Raw genomic sequence first — 16,954 nt, forward strand, 5'->3', positions numbered from 1 at the left:
AATTTTTATTTTTTCCATTATTATTTTAGATATTACTACCCATCACGATAAAGCCTGATATAGCACATTTTGCGCCTTTCCCACTAGCACACATCACAACGTGATCTTCATCACAAAATAATTTTCATCTCAGCTGAATCGAGTAAAGCGTCATCATTAAACTCATTGTTACCGGTATCATTTGAGTATATAGTGGTCTCATCACCGTCAGGGCGTCCTGATACATGGCCTATTGGAGAGAAAACTTAGCGGCAAAGATGAAAGTCTGAATCAAGTGAGGTCGCGATAAACCCTATTCGCGCCCTGAATACGCCCATACTGTTTTACGGTATATACACCGTATTAAAGGGCACTTTATTTATTGACGATCTCGTATCGTGCGTTTATTTGCACGAGAGCATTTCTCATCTTAAAAATAATAAAAACGCCCGCTAACCACAGTAGTCCGATTATTTCTTTCGACGTCATTGGCATCTAATTTTAATTAAGCAAAGCATCAATGTTAAACACATGGGGCATAGCATGAATCCTATTGTTGCACGCGTCACCCAGAATATCCTGTCTCGTTCTCAGGCTGAACGTAGCCGTTATCTGGCACAGATTGCATTAGCCAAAAATAAAACCGTACACCGCTCCGAGCTTGCCTGCGGCAATCTGGCGCACGGCTTTGCCGCTTGCTCGCCAGAAGATAAAGCCGATTTGAAGAACATGATCAAAAGCAACATCGGCATTATTACGTCCTATAACGACATGCTCTCTGCCCATCAACCTTACGAACGTTACCCAGAACTGATCAAAAAGGCGTTGCACGCCATCGGTGCCGTCGGCCAGGTAGCAGGCGGTGTACCCGCCATGTGCGACGGCGTGACACAGGGGCAAGATGGCATGGAGCTTTCACTGTTCAGCCGAGATCTGATCGCGATGTCAGCGGCGATCGGGTTGTCACACAACATGTTTGATGGCGCGCTCTTTTTAGGCGTGTGCGACAAGATTGTCCCCGGGTTGTTTATTGCCGCCCTCTCTTTTGGCCACCTGCCTGCGGTTTTTGTGCCCGCAGGTCCGATGCGCACTGGCATTTCCAATAAAGAGAAAGTGCGTATCCGCCAACTGTATGCTGAAGGGAAAGTAGGCCGTGATGCGCTGCTGGAATCGGAGGCCAGCGCTTACCACGGTGCCGGTACCTGTACCTTTTACGGTACGGCCAATTCGAACCAGATGGTCATGGAGATCATGGGGCTGCACCTGCCCGGATCCTCTTTTATCTACCCGGATATTCCGCTGCGTGATGTGTTAACTGAAGCTGCTGCACGTCAGGTCACTCGAATGACGGAAAGTGCAGGAGATTATCTGCCTGTCGGCAAGTTGGTGGACGAAAAAGTGATCGTCAACGGTATTGTCGCACTGCTTGCAACCGGTGGCTCCACTAACCACACCATGCATCTGGTGGCAATGGCGAAAGCGGCCGGTTTTACTGTCACCTGGGATGATTTTTCTGAACTGTCTGAAGTCGTGCCACTGCTGTGTCGCATCTACCCTAACGGCCCTGGCGACATCAACTATTTTCAAGCCGCAGGCGGCGTATCATTGTTGGTCCGGGAATTACTGCGCGGTGGCTTGCTGCACGAAGATGTTCACACCGTGGCAGGTTTTGGCCTACACCGTTATACCCAGGAACCGTTCCTCGAAGAGGGTAAGTTGGTCTATCGCGAGGGTCCACAGGTATCGCTGGATGCCGATGTGATTGCCCCGCTGGAAGCCCCGTTCGCCAAACACGGCGGCACCAAGGTGCTTTCCGGCAATCTGGGGCGCGCAGTGATGAAAACCTCTGCTGTGCCGAGTGAAAGACAAACCATCGTAGCGCCCGCCGTGGTCTTCAACGATCAGAATGATGTCGATGCCGCCTTTAAAGCCGGTCGACTGGACAACGATTGCGTCGTTGTCGTGCGTTATCAGGGACCGAGGGCGATAGGCATGCCGGAACTGCACAAACTAATGCCACCACTCGGCGTCTTGATGGACAGGGGCATCAACGTCGCGCTGGTGACGGATGGCCGCTTATCGGGCGCATCTGGCAAGGTGCCTGCGGCTATCCATGTCACACCGGAGGCTTACGTCGGAGGGTTGCTGGCAAAAGTCCAGGATGGCGATATGATCCGCGTTGACGGCATCAGCGGCGAAATCAGCCTGTTGGTCGATGAAACCGAACTGGCACAGCGCCATCCCGAACAACCGGATTTATCCGCATCCCACGTGGGTATGGGGCGAGAGTTGTTTACCGCATTACGCGAGAACATTACCGGTGCAGAACAGGGAGCCAGCGCGATCCCCAACCGTTACGCACATTCGCCACAGGAATCTGCGTAATAGCGTTTTACGCACGTTTTAAGCACAAATAGACGTGCAAACCAGGATTGGTCGATGTCATCGCGAATAACGGGACAACTTGCGTGTGATGCGTGACATCGGATGGAATTAGATGCGGCGGGCCTGCCAGTAAGCCCGTTTCCAATAGACGTTATCCAGCGACGAACGGATGACGCCCTGACTGGTGGAAGCGTGAATAAACTGGTCGTCTTTATCGTAAATACCGACGTGCAGCCCGCTGCTGCCACTGCCCGTTTTGAAAAAGACCAAATCGCCCGGCAGCAGATTATCACGGTCAACGCGCTCACCCAGCTCGGTTTGTTCTTCCGTCGTGCGCGGCAACTGCATGCCAAACTTATCGCGAAACGTCAGGTAGACGAAACCGGAACAATCGACGCCGTTACGATCCAGACCGCCATAGCGATAAGGCGTTCTGTACCATTGCCCCAGTTGATCGTTTAGCTGCACCATCACCATGATTGAATCGCTCAGACGCGCATTCGGCGGCGGGTTGTTATGCCGACTACTGCTACAGCCGACCAAAATCAGGCTGGCGAGGAGCAACCCATATCGTAGAACCAAACCAGGTCGTAGACGTATCATGCGCGATTACCATAAAAGCAGCCGAGGCCACAGGCTGACGGCGGCAGAGAAGAATGCCAAGTATAGACTCTACATAATTCGAGTTTCAGGACAAAAACGGCAAGGCGTTTTTGAACAGCGCTTGCGCTGACCCCGAAGGGGTGAGGCCATAAGGCTGAATAACGCGGCAAGCGAAGGAATCCCGATGAGCTTACATAAGTAAGTGATTCGGGTGAGTGAACGCAGCCAACGCACATGCAACTTGAAGTATGATGAGTATTGATTAATTTAGCGTTTAATCGGGGTGGCTGGCAAGTAAAGGCGATTTTTCCTATTTTCTGGCGACGCAGATTCTCTCGCGACAGCAATTAGGCACTGCGAGTGGTGATCCAATTTCTGCCATCGACCACGTGCCGCTGAAACGCAACACCGAACACAGGAGATAACACCTCCGGCAGCATGACATCCTCCGTTTCACCCTGTGCCACCAGAACGCCCGCCGACAGTAGCCACACGCGATCCGCATGGTGGGCGCTGTGGTTGAGATCGTGTGCGCAAACCACGACGGCAATCCCCAAGCGACAGAGTTCGCTCAGTAGCGAATCCAGTGCCACCTGCTGAGCCACATCCAGACTGCTGGTGGGTTCGTCCAGCAGCAGCAAACGCGCGTGCGGATTGGTCGTCGGCCAAATCTGCAATAACGCCGCCACCAGCCGAGCACGCTGCCACTCACCGCCTGACAACTGCGTAAGCGGGCGCGCCAGCTTATCGGTTAGCATCAGGCGTTCCGCCAAGAAATGCACCACCTTTTCAACCGCGTATTCCTGAGCCAGCGGCGGTTGATGCCGTTGCCAATACTGAAACACTGGCATCAGTGCCAATGGCGGTTGCTGCTGTGCCAGATAGGCGCGCCGCACGGCTAGGTCCGCTGCCGTATACTGCGACAGCGGCGTGCCAGCCAGATAGACCTCGCCTTCACCCGCCAATAAGCCAGCCGCTCTTGCCAGCAAGGTGCTCTTTCCTGCGCCGTTCGGGCCGATAATATGCAGTAGTTCACCGGGACGGCACTCTGCATTCGTTGGCGACAAACGCGGCAAGACACTAGCCTGCCGCAGTTGCAATACCGGGGAAGTCTGCTGCGTCAATTATTTTGCCAACGCCGCTTCTATCGCTTTGACGATAGTGTCATGGTCAGGCGACATATCCGGAGCAAAGCGCTCAATCACGCGCCCTTCGCGATCGACCAGAAACTTCTCGAAGTTCCACAAAATATCTTCTGGATTCTTGGGCTTACGGCCTTTGTTTACCAAACGAGCAAAAAAATCACTCTTCCAGGTGCCGTTGGCCTCGGGTTGCTGGCGAATCAACAGCTGATACAGCGGGTGGCGGTTCTCGCCATTCACTTCAATCTTGCTGAACATCGGGAACTGAACGCCAAACGTCCCACGGCAGAATTCTTGAATCTCTTCTTCTGAACCCGGTTCTTGCCCCGCAAATTCATTTGATGGGAATCCCAGCACGACCAACCCTTTGTCACGATAGGTTTCGTAGAGTTTTTCCAACGCGTCGTATTGTTTAGTCAGGCCGCATTTCGATGCGACGTTGACAACTAAAGCAACCTGTCCTTTAAACGCTTCGAACGTTGTCGCTTTCCCGTCGATGATGGTCAGCGGAATAGCATAGATTTCAGTGCTCATCGTTTTGATCCTTTTGTTGGTAAAAATCAGCAGCGTCAGCAATATAGACGAGCTAGAGTCGATTACGTAATAACAGCCAGATAAACCATGGCGATCCCAGCGTAGCGGTAACCACGCCTATCGGCAACTCGGCTGAATTCAACGCAACGCGTGCGACCGTATCCGCCAGCAGCAAAACGCTACCGCCAGCCAATGCACATCCAGTCAATAAATAACGCTGATCGGTCAGTCCACATAGTCGCAACATGTGAGGAATAATCAATCCAATAAACGCAATAATACCGGCTAGCGCCACGCTCAACCCAACCTGTACGCCCATAACCAGCACGAGAACCGTCCGCCAGCGGTAAACTGGGATGCCCAACTGACGCGCCTGAATCTCACCCAGCGTCAGCCCGTTCAACACCGTGCCCTGACCGCTCAGCCACAGCAGCAGCGGCAATAGCGCCAGCATCAGCCAGCCGTGTCGCCAATCAATGCCGCTGAAACCGCCCATCATCCAGTACATCAACTGGCGTAAATCAAGACTGGTACTGAAATAGACCGCCCAGGTCATCACCGCGCTACAGATAATCCCGAGCGCAATGCCGATGAGTAGTAAACGGGTATTGGAAATATGACGGCGAGCAAAATGGAGTAACAGAAAGGTAATCAGTAGCGCACCGGCAATCGCACTCAGGCTTAACACCCAGACAGGTAAAAGTCCCTGCCCCAGCAGTACCGTTAGCACCAAGGCTACGCCTGCACCGTTCGCCACACCCAACAGCCCCGGTTCAGCCAACGGATTATCAAAGACGGCCTGCATGACAGTGCCTGACATAGCCAGACTAGCGCCTACTAGCATCACGGCCAGCGTTCTGGGTAACCGCAGTTGCCAGACAAAGAGTTGCTGAGCATCATCCAGCCAGGCCGTCGGCCAAATCCAGCGTTCCCCCGCGCACAAGCTGACAACCAGCGTGAGCACAAGAAACGCCAATAGCAGCGCCAGACTCCGACGATCGCGTCTGCACTGCTGTTGTTTTAGCTGGCTGTAATGGGGTAACTGCATCGCGTGTTTTAGCGGGATATCACCCGGCAGTAATGGCTGCATTGTTCACCGTAACAAGGAATCCAGCGCAATAAGAGCATATTCCCTAACGGTTCTACCGCTTGGGGCATCTCTAAACGTTGTCACGTATGTTAAACGATTTCGCCTGCCTTACACGCTTTTTCCTTGTTGCCGCTACACGTCAAAAGGACGTAGCGCCGCATACTGTCATTACTTGGTGCTGCACACGGCAATATAGTTAAGCTGGTTCCGATTGCGGCGGAAGGTATGAAACATGTTGAAGAACATGCTGCGATTTTCTTTTTTCAGCGCATTTTTTACGATACGCGCCGCACCGGCCACGCCTTCATCATAAATCAGCCCTTGTGGCGTCAGCAGCGTCATCGCGCCGTTATCATAGTTGACCTTGCTAAAACCACATTCCTGAAACAGCGTAACCCAGCGTTCACGCAGCATCGGCTGAGCGTGTACGTTGATCGCTTTATGCATCTGTTCCACCGCCTGCAACGCTCCAGTATCCTTCTCGGAAAGCAGCATGATATCGTGGGTAATGAGGCGACCGCCCGGCTTCAGCACGCGATAATACTCGGCAATAATGCGACTCTTGGCCTTATCGGCATACATGGTCAGCATGGCTTCATTAATCACCACGTCAAAGTGATTATCGGGAAACGGCAGTTCCAGCGCATTCGCCTGCATAATCGTGACCTGTGAGGCCAGACCGTTCGCCGCCACATTTTCCTGCGCCTTCTGTAGTGCCGCTTTATCCATGTCAGCGCCGATGACCTTGCAGCCAAAGCGACGCGCGATTTCCATCGCAGTGGTGCCCATATTGCAGGCCACTTCCAGCACCACGCTGTCCTGCCGGAACGCCGCCTGACTCAGTAGCCACTCGGTTGCCTTTCTGCCGCCGGGGCGCAGGCGTTTTTTCCCCAATCGGGCTAAGAATTTATGTCCTGCTTCATGATCGCTCATACTGTCACTCCTTCATTCGGTGTTATCGCAGTTGCCGTTTACTGAGCTTTCAGCGTCTTCAACATGGTCAGCAACATACGTGACGACTGCTGCGCATCGACGGCGTGAGGGATATTGGCAGGCATACGCACCAGCGTGCCGGGCTGTGCGACGACGGGTTCCCCCCCGATCGTCAGCAATAATTCACCTTCAAGTACCATAACCAGTGCATCATAAGGCGCACTGTGTTCGCTCAACCCCTGTCCTTGGTCGAAGGCAAATAGCGTGACATTGCCGCCGTCGGTACGGGCCAGTACGCGACTGGCGATACCGTGTTCGGTTGGGGTAATCAATTCATGGAGAACCAGCGCCTGTGCCGCCGGAAGGGTATTTTCTTTCATGGAAACGCTCCGCTATTTTCGATTCAGCGTGCCGTGATTTTGCTTGCTGAATTCATGCAAGTGATTATTATTTTCATTTACTAGTTTGATGGTAATACCAGCCTCTGGGAGGGCAAATGACATTTGTCAAAAAGGCACTATCACCCGATGAATACGGCGAAGTGCTGTTTCAGCATGACTGGATGCGCGGTGAACCCAGCGACGTGGTGTGCGAGTTATTGGCAAAAAGCGAGCGCCTGTTTTTCCGGCAGGATGATGTTCTGTTTCGCGAAGGCGACAAAATGCAGCACTGTTTGCTGGTTGAAACGGGAAAATTGCAGGCTTTTCGCCATACCTATGGTGGAGACGAGAAAATTTTCGGGCAGTTTGAACGTGGTGAGTTTGTCGCGATTGCCGCCGTCTTTATGGATCACGGCCGTTTCCCGATGAATATCCGTGCGCTAAGCGATGGCCACACGCTGATGATTCCGCGGCAGGATATTCATCAGTTTTGTTTGCAACGTCCTGAGTTGGCGCTGCGTTTGCTGAATTATCTGGGCAAAAAGCTCTACTCAACGATCAACCAAATCGACTGGCTGACCTCCAGCTCTGCGCCACAGCGTCTGGCGGATTACCTATTGCGGCAACACCACATTCAGCAAACTCAGCATCTGACATTGCCGGTGAGCCGGGGACAGCTCGCCACGTCATTGGGGATGCGCGGTGAAACATTGAGTCGATTGATGTCCGACTGGAAGCGGCAAGGTCACATTACCTATCGGGGCCATCAGGTGGAATTGTGCGATCTGAATTATCTGAAAGAACTGGCTGCCGAGGCAAGAAGGACATTCTGACGGGGATAACTGATTATGCTAAGGCTTTGTAAGATGAAGCATAGCGGTGCTATAGAACAACATTGGATATACATTTTGACAATTGTCATTCCCCCATCACCGGATTATCAACTACGCTTAGCTTACATTGATGAGAATAGCTCTCATTAACATAAGTATCTCATTAACATCGTGATGAGATACCGTGAGGGTAACGCTATGCTAGGCTTTCTCCGACGAACCTTATCTCTTCATGGAGCGCGGTCATTCCATGCACTGTCACGCAATAACGGCCAACAGCCGCCGCATCCGCAGACGGCCGTGCCGACAGAAACCGCAGTCCATGCTCGCTGTAGCGAGAGCGAATATTGTTTCTTTAATCACGCCGCCATGTTGCCATTCGATCAGCTTGACGAATGTTGCTACAGCAACGATCGACAAGAGAAAGCGTCATCCTCACACGATTCATGACGCTTTCACTTTTTGCTGGCGCTTAAAACGTAATGCTTTTGCCACGCGTCAGCCAGGCACTGACAAACTCGGGCACTACGGTGCTGGCAGGGCCGTAAATTTTTTCATCAAACTGGCTTTCTACCTGACTGGGTTCCAGATTCAGTTCCAGCGTGTAGGCACCGTGCGAGTGGGCTTCATGGACAAAGCCAGCGGCGGGATAGACGTGCCCGGACGTACCAATCGCGATAAAGTAATCCGCCTGCGACAGCGCATGGTAAATCTTGTCCATGTGCAACGGCATTTCACCAAACCATACAATATGCGGGCGTAACGGCGCGGGAAATTGGCAACAGTGGCAGCGTTCACCGACGGCGAGATCGTCCCTCCACTCAAAAATCTGTCCACTTTGGCTACAGCGTATCTTCAGTAGTTCACCGTGCATATGAATGACGCGCTGGCTGCCAGCACGTTCATGTAGGTTATCGATATTCTGTGTGATCAGTTGAAAATTGTCTTCCAGCATCGCTTCCAGATTCGCCAACGCCAGATGCGCGGCATTGGGCACAATTTCCGGCTGCTGTAGCTGACGACGACGGGCGTTATAAAATTCCTGCACCAGTTCGGGGTTGCGCTGAAAACCTTCAGGTGTTGCGACATCCTCAACGCGGTGTTCTTCCCACAGGCCATCGGCTGCGCGAAAGGTACGAATACCCGATTCTGCTGAAATGCCTGCGCCCGTCAATACCACAACGCGCGGCTTTTTCACTTCGCTTGCGGCCAGATAATCACGATGGAAAATACGCGCCCGAAGACGCTGTTGCCGCATACGCTTTCCCTTGTGAAAACGCCCTAATCGTTGACGCGTATACATACTTTCTCCAGCTAGTTATCCATTAAGTGTAGCAACGCCGCGCCACGTACGCCGCCCGCATCGCCATGACGCGCTTTCTCTATACGTGGCAGTTTCGCAATTGGTAAAAGTCGCGAAGGAAGACGCGTCGGCAAAATTTGATAAATTTCGTCAAAATTAGACAGGCCGCCGCCCAATACTAACAAATGCGGGTCGAACAGGGTCAGCAGATTACCCAGACAAGCCGCCAGTAAATCCATAAAACGATCGACAAACTCTAGCGCTTTCTCTTCTCCACCACGGTAGTGCCGGATGATGGTTACCGCTGGCAGGGCTTCGCCATACAAATGTTCGTATAACCATTCAAAACCGCGACCGGAAATATAGTTTTCGATACAGCCGAATTGCCCACAGCCGCATTTCACGCGGGGAATATCCACGCCGATGATATCCAACGCGTCGGACGGCAGGCGGAGATGACCGAACTCACCCGCGATACCGTTGCGCCCGTCCACCGGGCGTCCGTTAATCACTAGTCCACCACCCAGTCCTGTGCCCAAAATCAGCCCCAACACGACAGGATAGGAACGAAACTCTGCATCCCAAGCTTCCGACAGTACAAAGCAGTTGGCGTCGTTGCTAATGCGAACATCGCGCTGCAAGCGCTGTGACAAGTCAATCCGCAGCGGTTTTCCCATCGTCGCAGGCAGGTTAGCGGTGAATAACGCCCCCTCATCTCCCGTCTGGATGCCCGGTACGCCAATACCCACGCTCCCCTGCACGCCAACCTGTGCGTCGGCTTCATGCACCAGATCGATCAGCATAGCGAGCAGATCATCATAATTATTGCGCGGGGTCGGCACCCGCTTTTGCCACACCTTATTCAACTCAGCGTCGAACACGCCCAGCTCAATTTTCGTGCCGCCCATGTCAAAACCGTAGTACATGACTGCTCCTTAGGGTGTGATCGCATTGCCACACGATAGGGAATATCCCCGTCATCTCTCAAGCCGCATGTACGTTATCTCGGCTTACTGTCCGCTCAACACGCGGGCTGGATCAATCCTGCTAGCACGTCGCGCCGGATACCAGCTGGCAATCAGACTCAACACTAGCGACGTTCCTAACACGATAAACACATCCATCAGATGCAATTCCGACGGCAGGAAATCGATAAAATAGATATCGCCGGACAGCAGCTTATGGCCGATGAGTGCTTCAATACCGCGAATCATCGGCGTCAGTTGCAAGGTCGCGATCACGCCGACCACAGCCCCTATCACACTGCCCAACAGCCCAGCCAATAGCCCGTACCAAATAAAGATAGCCCGAATCAGCCCATCTGACGCGCCCAGCGTACGTAGAACCGCGATATCACTACTTTTGTCTTTCACCGCCATCACCAGCGTTGAAACAATATTAAAACAGGCCACGCCGATCACCAGGATCATCGCCAGATACATGATAGTTCTCACCATCTGGATGTCCCGATACATATAACCATAGGTGCCAATCCAACTGCGAATATGGACATAGAGATTCGTCGCTTTGCCTGCATCGCGCACCAGTTTATTGGCAGAGAACACGTCGTTGGCCTTGATGGCGATCCCCGTCACGCTCTGCCCCATATCCAGATACTGCTGGGCATCCGCAAGCGGAATCAGCGCTAAGCTATGATCGAGCTGACCACTCAGTTGCAAAATACCGCTGACGTGGAGTCGGATGCGTTTAGGCTGCATCAGCTTCATTTCCGGATCGCTGTTAGGGATCATCACCGTGACCCAATCCCCTTGAGCAACATTCAGCGTTTTTGCCACGCCTTGACCGATAATGACCTGCTGCTCACCTGGGCGAAACCGCTGCCAGGCATCATTGAGAACATAGTTGGGCAACGCACTGAGGTGTGTTTCCTGCTGCGGATCGACGCCTTTTACCTGAATAGCCTGAAGTTTAGCGCCGCTCTCTAGCAGCCCGGTGAAATTGATATAAGGCGCGGCGGCAGCGACGCCGGGCACCTGCTCGATGGTAGGCAGGAAGTCTTGCCAACCATCAAAAGGCTGATTAACTGGCTCGATCTCGCCATGTGGCACCACCGCAAGAATGCGATTATTCAGTTCACGCTCAAACCCATTCATCGCACTCAGGCCGAGAATCAACACCGCCACGCCGAGAGCGATACCCAGCGTCGAAATGACTGAAATCAGTGAAACCATGCCGCCACGCCGACGGCCACGGCTAAATCGCAGGCCAATCTGCAACGAGAGCGGAGGAAAGGTCATTGCCGCGCTCCCATCAGGGTCAGTTCCTGCTGCAATTGACCGTCGCGCATTTCCAGTTGGCGGTTCAGTCGACCAGCCAATTGCAGGTCATGCGTCACCACCAGAAAAGCAGTCCCCTGCCGAACGTTCAGTTCTCCCAGTAGTTCAAAGATGGTATCTGCCGTACGCTGATCGAGATTACCGGTCGGTTCATCCGCCAGCACCAGCGACGGGCTGTTAACCAAGGCTCTGGCAATAGCGACACGTTGTCGCTCACCGCCGGACAGCTCCGACGAACGGTGGTGGCTACGCGCTTCCAGCCCGACAGCCGCCAGCATTTCGCGTGCTTTATCCTGCGCCTGTGAAGTCGGTACTTTGCCAATCAGCAACGGCATCGCCACGTTTTCCAGCGCAGTGAAATCCGGCAGCAGATGGTGGAATTGATAAATAAAACCCAGTTCACGATTGCGCAAATCTGCTTTTGCTGCCGCCGATAGCGTACTCAACGGTTGGCCTTTAAAGATAACCTCGCCTGATGTTGGCGTATCTAATCCACCCAGCACATGCAGCAGCGTACTTTTGCCCGAGCCAGAACTCCCGACTATCGCCATCATCTCACCGCTGCTCATCTCAAAAGAGACATCGCGCAGCACGTCGGTAGACAGCTTGCCGTCCTGATAACGCTTGGACAAATTAGTACACTGCAATAATGATAAATCACTCATAACGTAAAGCCTCAGCGGGTTGAACGGTGGCAGCGCGCCATGATGGGTAAAGTGTCGATAAGAGGGCAATCACCATCGCGGAAATGGCGATAGTCACCACCTGCATGGGATCAATATCCACCGGCAACGCGGCACCATCCAGTAATACGCCCAGCACTGGCATCAGCGTATTCAGTTGGCTGGCCAATAATGCCCCCAGCAATGCCCCTAACAACGCGCCAACAATGCCAGCGCTGCCCCCCTGCACCATAAACACCGCCATCACCTGACGTTGAGTCAGCCCCTGCGTTTGCAGAATGGCGACTTCTCCCTGTTTTTCCATCACCAGTAAACCCAGCGAGGTAATAATATTGAACGCGGCCACAGCAACGATCAGGCTGAGCAACAGCCCCATCATGTTTTTCTCCATGCGCACGGCCTGAAACAGCTCACCTTTACGCTCGCGCCAGTCTTTCCAGACCGTGCCTTCCGGCAGCGTTTGCGTACTCAACGTATCAACCGACAGCGGCTTTTCCAGCCACAAACGCCAACCGGTAATGTGGTTCGCCGGATAGCGCATCAGGCGCGAAGCATCCTGTTGGTTCACCAACAGTTGGTAGCTATCTACTTCGCTGTTGGCGGCAAAGGTTCCGGCAACGGTGAAGATACGTTGGCTAGGAATACGCCCCATCGGCGTCAGTTGGCTAGCGCTCGTTACCATCATGCGTACCTGATCGCCCGTATTCACACCCAGTTGCTCGGCCAGTTTCTCACCCAAAATGGCCTGATACTGACCGGGTTGAAGCTGCTGCTGTTTGACGTTGACCAGATAGCGTGACAGCGGTTCCTTCTCGTCAGGGTCAATCCCCAACATCACGCCAACGGCGACGCTGCGAGCGCTTTGCAGCACCACATCGCCCGTCGTCAGCGGCGCAACACGCGTCACGCCTTCCAGCGAATCGAGGGAGGAAGCAGGAATCAGCACGGGGTTCAGCGAACCTTGCGGCGTAGAGATCACCGCCTGAGGCATCACGCCCAGAATGTTGCCTTCCAGTTCGCGCTCGAAGCCGTTCATGACGGAAAGCACGGTGACCAGCGCCATCACGCCCAGCGTGATGCCAATGGCGGATAACCAGGAGACAAACCGGCCGAAGCGGTCTGATGCACGCCCACGCATATAACGTAGGCCAATAAATAAAGCGACAGGTTGATACATGAAATCCGTCTGGATAAGGTTGCCAAAGCAAAGTGATCAAGGATAATAAAGGGTAGTACTGCTTTATGGAACCCTAACACCCTCACTCTACGGCTTTTTCTTGGCCGGATGCAGGGGGACGAGACCCGATAATCAGATGATGCCTGAAAATTACCGTTATTCGTTGCCACCCAAAGCGGGCGAGCAACGCCTGTTGGGCGAGTTAACCGGCGCGGCCTGCGCCGTTGAATGTGCAGAGATCATTGAACGCCACGCTGGGCTGGTGGTGCTTATCGCCCCCGATATGCAAAACGCTTTGCGATTGCGCGATGAGATTCAGCAATTTACCAACCAGCACGTCACCACACTGCCTGACTGGGAAACGCTGCCCTACGATAGCTTTTCTCCACATCAGGAAATTATTTCGACTCGACTCTCCACACTCTATCAATTGCCCAACATGACGCGCGGCGTCCTGATTCTGCCGGTCAATACGCTGATGCAGCGCGTTTGTCCGCACAGTTTCCTGCACGGTCATGCGCTAGTGTTGAAGAAAGGCCAGCGCCTCTCGCGCGACAAACTGCGTTCACAGTTGGAGCAGGCGGGCTATCGCAGCGTCGATCAGGTGATGGAGCACGGCGAATATGCGACGCGCGGCGCATTGTTGGACCTATTCCCAATGGGGAGCGAAGAGCCCTATCGCATCGATTTCTTTGACGATGAGATCGACAGCCTGCGTCTGTTCGATGTGGATACGCAACGCACGCTGAATGAAGTACCGCACATTAATCTACTGCCCGCACATGAATTCCCAACCGATAAGACGGCAATCGAGCTTTTTCGCAGCCAGTGGCGCGAACAATTCGAAGTCCGGCGCGATGCTGAGCACATTTATCAGCAGGTCAGCAAGGGCGTCTGGCCCGCAGGGATCGAATACTGGCAACCGTTATTCTTCAGTGAGCCGCTGCCGTCGCTGTTCAGCTACTTCCCGAGCAACACACTGATCGTTAACACGGGCAATATCGAGCAGAGCGCTGAGCGCTTCTGGCAGGATATTCAGCAGCGTTTTGAAAGTCGCCGTGTCGATCCGATGCGACCGCTGCTACCATCGGACTCACTCTGGCTGCGCGTCGATGGTCTGTTCACGGAGCTGAAAGCATGGCCGCGCGTGCAGTTAAGAACCGATATGCTGCCGGAAAAAGCCGCCAACGTGAACCTGGCCTATCTGCCGCTGCCGGATCTGGCGATTCAGCATCAGCAAAAATCCCCGCTGGATGCATTGCGCCGTTTTATCGAACAGTTCGACGGTCAGATCATTTTCTCCGTCGAGAGCGAAGGTCGTCGCGAAACGCTGCAAGAGCTACTGACCCGTATCAAACTGAACCCCAAGCCTATCAGCACATTGGAGCAGGCACAGGGGCGTGGCTCTTATCTGATCATCGGTGCCAGCGAACACGGCTTTATTGACACTCTGCGCCAGCGCGCCTTAATCTGCGAAAGCGATCTGCTGGGTGAACGCGTCAGCCGTCGCCGTCAGGATAGTCGCCGCACAATTAATACCGATACGCTGATCCGCAATCTGGCAGAGCTGCGTCCGGGACAGCCCGTTGTTCACCTCGAACACGGCGTTGGCCGCTATGTCGGGCTGACCACGCTGGAAGCCGGTGGCATCAAAGCCGAATACCTGATTTTGACCTATGCGGGTGAAGACAAACTGTACGTCCCCGTTTCTTCGCTACACTTAATTAGCCGCTACGCGGGCGGTGCCGATGAGAATGCGCCGCTGCACAAACTGGGTGGTGAAGCATGGTCACGCGCACGGCAAAAAGCGGCGGAAAGAGTGCGTGATGTCGCAGCCGAGCTGCTGGATATTTATGCCCAGCGTGCAGCGAAAAGCGGTTTTGCCTTTAAGCACGACAAAACACAGTACCAGTTGTTCTGCGAAAGTTTCCCTTTCGAAACCACGCCCGATCAGGCGCAGGCCATCAACGCCGTACTGAGCGACATGTGCCAGCCGCTGGCGATGGATCGTCTGGTGTGTGGTGATGTCGGTTTTGGTAAAACCGAAGTGGCAATGCGCGCCGCGTTCTTAGCGGTTGAAAACCATAAGCAGGTTGCCGTTCTGGTGCCGACAACGCTGTTGGCACAGCAGCATTTTGACAACTTCCGCGATCGCTTTGCCAACTGGCCAGTGAAGATTGAAATGATCTCCCGCTTCCGCAGCGCGCGTGAACAAACCCAGATTCTGAAGGAAACGCAGGAAGGCAAAGTCGATATTCTGATTGGCACCCATAAACTGCTGCAGAGCGACGTGCACTGGCACGACTTAGGGCTGCTCATTGTAGACGAAGAACACCGCTTCGGCGTACGTCACAAAGAGCGCATCAAAGCGATGCGGGCGAATGTCGATATCCTGACGCTGACCGCTACGCCAATTCCGCGAACGCTCAACATGGCAATGAGCGGGATGCGCGATCTGTCGATTATCGCCACACCTCCAGCCCGCCGTCTGGCGGTGAAAACGTTCGTGCGCGAATATGACAATCTGATGGTACGCGAAGCCATCCTGCGTGAAACTCTGCGCGGTGGGCAAGTGTACTATCTGTATAACGACGTCGAAAATATCGAGAAAGCCACCCAACGGTTGGCGGAACTGGTGCCGGAAGCACGCATCGCGATCGGCCACGGTCAGATGCGCGAACGCGAGCTGGAACGGGTGATGAACGATTTCCATCACCAGCGTTTTAACGTGCTGGTGTGTACCACTATCATCGAAACCGGAATCGATATACCGAGCGCCAACACCATCATCATTGAGCGAGCCGATCACTTCGGTCTGGCACAACTGCACCAACTGCGTGGTCGTGTGGGGCGTTCCCACCATCAGGCTTATGCCTATCTGCTGACGCCGCCACCCAAAGCAATGAGCACCGATGCCCAGAAACGTCTGGAAGCGATCGCCTCATTAGAAGACCTCGGTGCCGGCTTTGCGCTAGCGACGCACGATCTGGAAATTCGCGGCGCGGGCGAACTGCTTGGAGACGATCAGAGCGGACAGATGACTAGCGTCGGTTTCTCGCTGTATATGGAACTGCTGGAAAGCGCTGTAGATGCCCTGAAAGCAGGACGAGAGCCGTCACTGGAAGATTTGATCAACAGCCAGACTGACGTCGAGCTACGGTTGCCCGCCTTGTTGCCTGACGATTTCATCCCCGACGTCAATACACGCCTGTCGCTATACAAACGTATTGCCAGTGCGAAAACCCTCGCCGAACTGGATGAGCTAAAGGTTGAACTGATCGATCGCTTCGGTCTATTACCTGATGCAAGTCGCCATCTGTTGCAGGTTGCCGCCTTGCGCCAGCAGGCGCAAGCGTTGGGTATTCGCCGTATTGAAGGGAACGAGAAAGGTGGATTTATCGAATTCGGCGAGCAAAATCGCGTCGACCCGTCCCACCTTATCGGTCTATTGCAGCGCGATCCGAGCACCTTTCGTCTGGATGGCCCGACTCGTCTGAAATTTATGAAGGATTTGAGCAACCGTCCACAGCGCATCGAGTTTATTGGTTCACTGCTGGGGAACATGGCGCAGCATACGCTGGCGGCATAATCCGCTTTCACGATAAAAAACGGGAA

Annotated in this window: 15 protein-coding genes; 4 read left to right on the forward strand and 11 right to left on the reverse strand. The window is 53.7% G+C overall.

The annotated features are described in order from the left end of the window. Positions 1-522 precede the first annotated feature (522 nt). Positions 523-2,364: a phosphogluconate dehydratase gene (gene edd / locus GZ59_RS13320; protein WP_039292401.1), complete on the forward strand. Its 1,842-nt coding sequence runs from the start codon at positions 523-525 to the stop codon at positions 2,362-2,364. Between the two features lie 108 nt (positions 2,365-2,472). On the opposite strand, the gene GZ59_RS13325 is transcribed toward edd, so the two are convergent. The 6 genes from GZ59_RS13325 to GZ59_RS13350 all read right to left on the reverse strand — a co-directional run bounded on the left by GZ59_RS13325 (position 2,473) and on the right by GZ59_RS13350 (position 7,046). Continuing rightward, the gene (locus GZ59_RS13325; protein WP_080641342.1) at positions 2,473-2,967 is read right to left on the reverse strand and encodes an NlpC/P60 family protein; all 495 of its coding nucleotides are present in this window, start codon (positions 2,965-2,967) and stop codon (positions 2,473-2,475) included. 347 nt (positions 2,968-3,314) lie between these two features. Beyond that, positions 3,315-4,091 carry a vitamin B12 ABC transporter ATP-binding protein BtuD gene (gene btuD / locus GZ59_RS13330; RefSeq protein WP_039292403.1) on the reverse strand — a complete coding sequence of 259 codons (777 nt, stop codon included), beginning with the start codon at positions 4,089-4,091 and terminating at the stop codon, positions 3,315-3,317. Continuing rightward, a complete protein-coding gene (locus tag GZ59_RS13335; RefSeq protein WP_039292405.1) occupies positions 4,092-4,643 on the reverse strand; it encodes a glutathione peroxidase in 552 nt (183 codons plus the stop codon). It lies immediately after the preceding gene. A gap of 52 nt (positions 4,644-4,695) precedes the next feature. Beyond that, positions 4,696-5,733, reverse strand: coding sequence for a vitamin B12 ABC transporter permease BtuC (btuC, locus tag GZ59_RS13340; RefSeq protein WP_039292407.1), 1,038 nt, complete (start codon positions 5,731-5,733; stop codon positions 4,696-4,698). Positions 5,734-5,901: 168 nt separating this feature from the next. Beyond that, positions 5,902-6,666 carry a class I SAM-dependent methyltransferase gene (locus GZ59_RS13345; RefSeq protein WP_011093402.1) on the reverse strand — a complete coding sequence of 255 codons (765 nt, stop codon included), beginning with the start codon at positions 6,664-6,666 and terminating at the stop codon, positions 5,902-5,904. Positions 6,667-6,704: 38 nt separating this feature from the next. Continuing rightward, on the reverse strand, positions 6,705-7,046 hold the full coding sequence (locus GZ59_RS13350; protein WP_011093401.1) for a cupin domain-containing protein: 342 nt from the start codon (positions 7,044-7,046) through the stop codon (positions 6,705-6,707). A 116-nt stretch (positions 7,047-7,162) separates the two neighbouring features. Here GZ59_RS13350 and GZ59_RS13355 point away from each other — a divergent pair, with 116 nt between their 5' ends. Further along, entirely contained in the window at positions 7,163-7,879 is a 717-nt protein-coding gene (locus GZ59_RS13355; protein ID WP_011093400.1) for a Crp/Fnr family transcriptional regulator, read from the forward strand. Between the two features lie 198 nt (positions 7,880-8,077). Continuing rightward, on the forward strand, positions 8,078-8,329 hold the full coding sequence (locus GZ59_RS23005; RefSeq protein WP_071598503.1) for a hypothetical protein: 252 nt from the start codon (positions 8,078-8,080) through the stop codon (positions 8,327-8,329). 22 nt (positions 8,330-8,351) lie between these two features. Here the strand turns inward: GZ59_RS23005 and cobB are convergent, their stop codons facing one another. From cobB to lolC, 5 genes are all read right to left on the reverse strand, one after another. Then, the gene (gene cobB, locus GZ59_RS13360) at positions 8,352-9,182 is read right to left on the reverse strand and encodes a Sir2 family NAD+-dependent deacetylase (RefSeq protein WP_011093398.1); all 831 of its coding nucleotides are present in this window, start codon (positions 9,180-9,182) and stop codon (positions 8,352-8,354) included. An 11-nt stretch (positions 9,183-9,193) separates the two neighbouring features. Continuing rightward, positions 9,194-10,108, reverse strand: coding sequence for an N-acetylglucosamine kinase (gene nagK / locus GZ59_RS13365; protein WP_011093397.1), 915 nt, complete (start codon positions 10,106-10,108; stop codon positions 9,194-9,196). A gap of 84 nt (positions 10,109-10,192) precedes the next feature. After that, a complete protein-coding gene (lolE, locus tag GZ59_RS13370; RefSeq protein ID WP_011093396.1) occupies positions 10,193-11,440 on the reverse strand; it encodes a lipoprotein-releasing ABC transporter permease subunit LolE in 1,248 nt (415 codons plus the stop codon). Further along, positions 11,437-12,144, reverse strand: coding sequence for a lipoprotein-releasing ABC transporter ATP-binding protein LolD (lolD, locus tag GZ59_RS13375; protein WP_005970460.1), 708 nt, complete (start codon positions 12,142-12,144; stop codon positions 11,437-11,439). Before lolD ends, lolE begins: the two co-directional genes overlap by 4 nt. Beyond that, positions 12,137-13,339 (reverse strand): lipoprotein-releasing ABC transporter permease subunit LolC, encoded by a 1,203-nt coding sequence (lolC, locus tag GZ59_RS13380; protein ID WP_011093395.1) that lies wholly within the window; start codon positions 13,337-13,339, stop codon positions 12,137-12,139. Before lolC ends, lolD begins: the two co-directional genes overlap by 8 nt. Before the next feature lie 136 nt (positions 13,340-13,475). Between lolC and mfd the strand changes: the two genes are divergently transcribed. Continuing rightward, entirely contained in the window at positions 13,476-16,928 is a 3,453-nt protein-coding gene (gene mfd, locus GZ59_RS13385; protein WP_181023453.1) for a transcription-repair coupling factor, read from the forward strand. Positions 16,929-16,954: the final 26 nt, after the last annotated feature.

Origin of the sequence: Pectobacterium atrosepticum, assembly GCF_000740965.1 — a bacterium.
In the GTDB taxonomy this organism is placed as follows: Bacteria; Pseudomonadota; Gammaproteobacteria; order Enterobacterales; family Enterobacteriaceae; genus Pectobacterium; species Pectobacterium atrosepticum.

Bases quoted from the DNA above. Each gene is read 5' to 3' on its own strand.
- GZ59_RS13350 (WP_011093401.1), bottom strand. From the start codon at position 7,046: ATGAAAGAAAATACCCTTCCGGCGGCACAGGCGCTGGTTCTCCATGAA.
- GZ59_RS13335 (WP_039292405.1), bottom strand. From the start codon at position 4,643: ATGAGCACTGAAATCTATGCTATTCCGCTGACCATCATCGACGGGAAA.
- GZ59_RS13325 (WP_080641342.1), bottom strand. From the start codon at position 2,967: ATGATACGTCTACGACCTGGTTTGGTTCTACGATATGGGTTGCTCCTC.
- lolE (WP_011093396.1), bottom strand. From the start codon at position 11,440: ATGACCTTTCCTCCGCTCTCGTTGCAGATTGGCCTGCGATTTAGCCGT.
- mfd (WP_181023453.1), top strand. From the start codon at position 13,476: ATGATGCCTGAAAATTACCGTTATTCGTTGCCACCCAAAGCGGGCGAG.
- nagK (WP_011093397.1), bottom strand. From the start codon at position 10,108: ATGTACTACGGTTTTGACATGGGCGGCACGAAAATTGAGCTGGGCGTG.
- cobB (WP_011093398.1), bottom strand. From the start codon at position 9,182: ATGTATACGCGTCAACGATTAGGGCGTTTTCACAAGGGAAAGCGTATG.
- GZ59_RS13355 (WP_011093400.1), top strand. From the start codon at position 7,163: ATGACATTTGTCAAAAAGGCACTATCACCCGATGAATACGGCGAAGTG.
- GZ59_RS23005 (WP_071598503.1), top strand. From the start codon at position 8,078: ATGCTAGGCTTTCTCCGACGAACCTTATCTCTTCATGGAGCGCGGTCA.
- GZ59_RS13345 (WP_011093402.1), bottom strand. From the start codon at position 6,666: ATGAGCGATCATGAAGCAGGACATAAATTCTTAGCCCGATTGGGGAAA.
- lolD (WP_005970460.1), bottom strand. From the start codon at position 12,144: ATGAGTGATTTATCATTATTGCAGTGTACTAATTTGTCCAAGCGTTAT.
- lolC (WP_011093395.1), bottom strand. From the start codon at position 13,339: ATGTATCAACCTGTCGCTTTATTTATTGGCCTACGTTATATGCGTGGG.
- btuC (WP_039292407.1), bottom strand. From the start codon at position 5,733: ATGCAGCCATTACTGCCGGGTGATATCCCGCTAAAACACGCGATGCAG.
- edd (WP_039292401.1), top strand. From the start codon at position 523: ATGAATCCTATTGTTGCACGCGTCACCCAGAATATCCTGTCTCGTTCT.